The sequence below is a fragment of the Martelella alba genome (assembly GCF_005217455.1).
Classification (GTDB): domain Bacteria; phylum Pseudomonadota; class Gammaproteobacteria; order Enterobacterales; family Enterobacteriaceae; genus Acerihabitans.
The window spans coordinates 1-2,690 of record NZ_SZPQ01000098.1; the positions used below are offsets into that span (position 1 = coordinate 1).

The window sequence follows — 2,690 nt, forward strand, 5'->3', positions numbered from 1 at the left end:
CCATAAATTAACCTGTTTCTGATGTTGGATTGAACATATCAAAATCAGGCAATTACACAATTTAATTTACAGGCTCGCAGGGTGGCTTTTTCGTTTACAGGGCAAGAGATTACGGCGATCCTCGAAGGTTCTCAAGAAAATCCTTTTTTAAAAGAATCCAACTCAAGGTTCGCTAAGCGTCCGATCCCGCTGACAACGAGAAAGAGGTAGTATTTTGGAACTGTAAATTTTGATTACCTTTTTCTCATCAAGATCTACATCAACCCTGATGCAGGCACACCCATATCCATAATTCCCATTTGTTTTTACAAACTCTTTGTCTGGAAAATCCTTCAGTTTTTCAATGCCATTTGAAGTAAATCGCCCTTGTATTGATATATCCCAAGTTCCGTCTTTATCACTAATCCATTGATTAGCTGGGCTAGGATTCTGTAACCATCCACACCTTAATTCACTCCCCACAGAAGAGAAGCTAAGAACAAATAAAACTACAGCTATAAATAGTGATTTCATCCTCAAATTAACTCCCCTGCATCCAGCTTACTTAAAAAATCCTCTGCAAATTCTTTGATTTGCTCTGCGTGATCTAAACCGTTAATACACCGTCTTGCATTGAGGAAATCCACTCTGTCTTTGCTTACATAATCAGTCAGTTTCTTCCCTGTGAAGACTCCATTTTTGAATCCATCAATAAGAATAAACAAGGAGTTATTAGGCTCTAAAGCCCTATCAGGTTCCGAAACCAGATCAATACCAAGCTTTTCTGAATATGCTTTATAGTTATAGTCCCAAGTTATTTGCACATAGCCTCGCCCATAATATGGATAATATCGGTAGTGCTTTTTCCGGTACTCATCCGTCGAAGTATGACCAACCCAATCGCCCTCTCTCACTGGTTGAAACGTATCACCAGTCTCTCTCTTAACCGTGGCGAGAATATAAGCAATCTGTGAGTTAAGGCTAAATCCTTGCTTTCTGCTCTCCTCGATAATTGCTCTAATCGTCCCTGCTCCCCCTTAAACGGCACCGGAAAATCCACCGCCTCATTCATCGCCTGACCGCTGAGCGCACACCACGGCGTGGTGGTATCACTGATGTGGATACCGCCGTGCCACATGCCATTGCGGCCAATCAGCCAGTGCCCGGCGGCCTCGCCCTCCAGATGCGCCAGCACCTCCTCCAGGTTACTGAACTCCCCGCCCCGGTTATTTTTCGGCACCGGCCAGCGGATAGTCGGGAGCTGCTGGCCGTTTTTCGGCTTCGACATAGAAAATCCTTTTTGTTTAACGGGTTTAATACCGGCTATCATATACTTGGCGTGACTTAACCAAAATTTCCCGATTCTGATTGCCGGTACAGTGCCTGGATGCGGCATATCTGTGAAGGGCCGTATCCTGTTGCATCCGCTGTTTCCTTGGTACTCAGTTTCTTGACATGCCGGTAATACAGGACTTTCTGATGCCGTTCCTGATCGGCCTGTTTTCCCCGGTACTTACCCAGCGTATGGGCCCGTTCAATTACCTGCTTTTGCCGCTGACGGCGGCTCAGCCAGTCCTTATGCGACATCACGGCCATCAGGTCGATAAGCATGTTATTGATGGCGGTTATCACGGCGCGGGTGATGGGACAGCCTTCGAAGGGTCTTTATCTGACAGCGCCTGCCATGAGGTGGGCACATCCAGGCTGACAATCCGCAGCTCGTGTTGCTCTATCTGCTTTTTCAGCGTCCTCCAGTCGCTGTTACTCAGGCGGGTCAGGCGGTCAATTTGCTCGACCAGCAAGATATCATTGTGGTGGCTGTCCATCAGCAAGCGTCCCAGCTCCGGGCGGTCAAGTTTTGTCCCGCTGATATTCTCCCGGTAATAACTGGCGATTTTATGTCCCCGCTCTTGGACGAACTGCTCCAGCATCCCTTTTGCCCGATCAGCGAACAAATCTTCCGTCGGTGCCCTCAAATAAGCTCTGATGAACATTTTTCACCATATTATCGCATTTAGGCTCTAACATTTACTCTTTCGCATGTAGGTTATGTCATTCAATATGTGCAGTCACGTTTGGGTTATGCCGTCAGGGTGTACCCTTATGCGAGAACTATTTTTGTTAAAAATACCGTATAGAATAATTTACGAGGAAAACTCTATGGCACGGAGGCAGATTCTTTCGCTGTCGGAAAAAGAATCATTACTGGCATTACCAGAGGATGAGTTAACGCTGACCCGAATGGCGTATTTCAGTGAGCAGGAGCTGGCATTTATTAATGCTTACCGTAAACCTGCGTCCTGACGGCAATGACTTCAGGCCTTTTCAGCACCAGACAGCGTGAACCCGTTAATCCAGCGCCCTATGGATGAGCGGACACAGCAGAGCGTTCTGGCAACATGACTGACGGTGTCACCACGATGCAGCATCAGCATGGCGGTGAGCCGCCGGGCGTGATTTTTGTCCTTTGTTTTAAGGATAGTTTTCTGCATCAGGCATCGTTCGGTTCTGGGTATTGGTGCTATGATCGGCATTGCTCAGTCCGGCTGGTGATTTGGGGTATTTAGCGATTGATCTGAGCGCATAAACCGGATTGAGTTCCCCCTGACTGATCTACTATTCCGAGCAGTTATTTAGGGTGACTTAGCCGTTATACCCCACGTTGGCTCTCGCTCGGCCGCGCTTCCTCGCCGCCGCGATGCAATTCGGCG

General features: G+C 47.5%; 5 protein-coding genes and 2 pseudogenes. 1 reads left to right on the top strand and 6 read right to left on the bottom strand.

The window, feature by feature from the left end:
- Positions 1 to 162 precede the first annotated feature (162 nt).
- From FCN80_RS25555 to FCN80_RS27665, 5 genes are read right to left on the bottom strand one after another with little or no spacing between them, the layout of a single operon-like run.
- The gene (locus tag FCN80_RS25555) at positions 163 to 513 is read right to left on the bottom strand and encodes a DUF4087 domain-containing protein (protein ID WP_136993133.1); all 351 of its coding nucleotides are present in this window, start codon (positions 511 to 513) and stop codon (positions 163 to 165) included.
- A 2-nt stretch (positions 514 to 515) separates the two neighbouring features.
- On the bottom strand, positions 516 to 893 hold the full coding sequence (locus tag FCN80_RS26565) for a glycoside hydrolase family 19 protein (protein WP_306767939.1): 378 nt from the start codon (positions 891 to 893) through the stop codon (positions 516 to 518).
- Positions 890 to 1,267, bottom strand: a complete 378-nt coding sequence (locus tag FCN80_RS25565; RefSeq protein WP_136993137.1) for a hypothetical protein — start codon at positions 1,265 to 1,267, stop codon at positions 890 to 892. The genes FCN80_RS26565 and FCN80_RS25565 overlap by 4 nt, the downstream gene beginning before the upstream one ends.
- Positions 1,268 to 1,323: 56 nt before the next feature.
- Positions 1,324 to 1,611 carry a recombinase family protein gene (locus tag FCN80_RS27660; protein ID WP_445081519.1) on the bottom strand — a complete coding sequence of 96 codons (288 nt, stop codon included), beginning with the start codon at positions 1,609 to 1,611 and terminating at the stop codon, positions 1,324 to 1,326.
- Complete coding sequence (locus FCN80_RS27665; RefSeq protein ID WP_445081520.1) at positions 1,608 to 1,973, bottom strand: recombinase family protein; 366 nt, start codon at positions 1,971 to 1,973, stop codon at positions 1,608 to 1,610. The genes FCN80_RS27660 and FCN80_RS27665 overlap by 4 nt, the downstream gene beginning before the upstream one ends.
- A 109-nt stretch (positions 1,974 to 2,082) precedes the next feature.
- Between FCN80_RS27665 and FCN80_RS26570 the strand changes: the two are divergent.
- Positions 2,083 to 2,280 (top strand): annotated as a pseudogene (locus tag FCN80_RS26570) (hypothetical protein); the annotation flags it as partial.
- On the opposite strand, the pseudogene FCN80_RS25575 reads toward FCN80_RS26570, so the two are convergent.
- Positions 2,218 to 2,513 (bottom strand): annotated as a pseudogene (locus FCN80_RS25575) (helix-turn-helix domain-containing protein); the annotation flags it as partial. The pseudogenes FCN80_RS26570 and FCN80_RS25575 sit on opposite strands and share 63 nt — an antisense overlap.
- Positions 2,514 to 2,690: the final 177 nt, after the last annotated feature.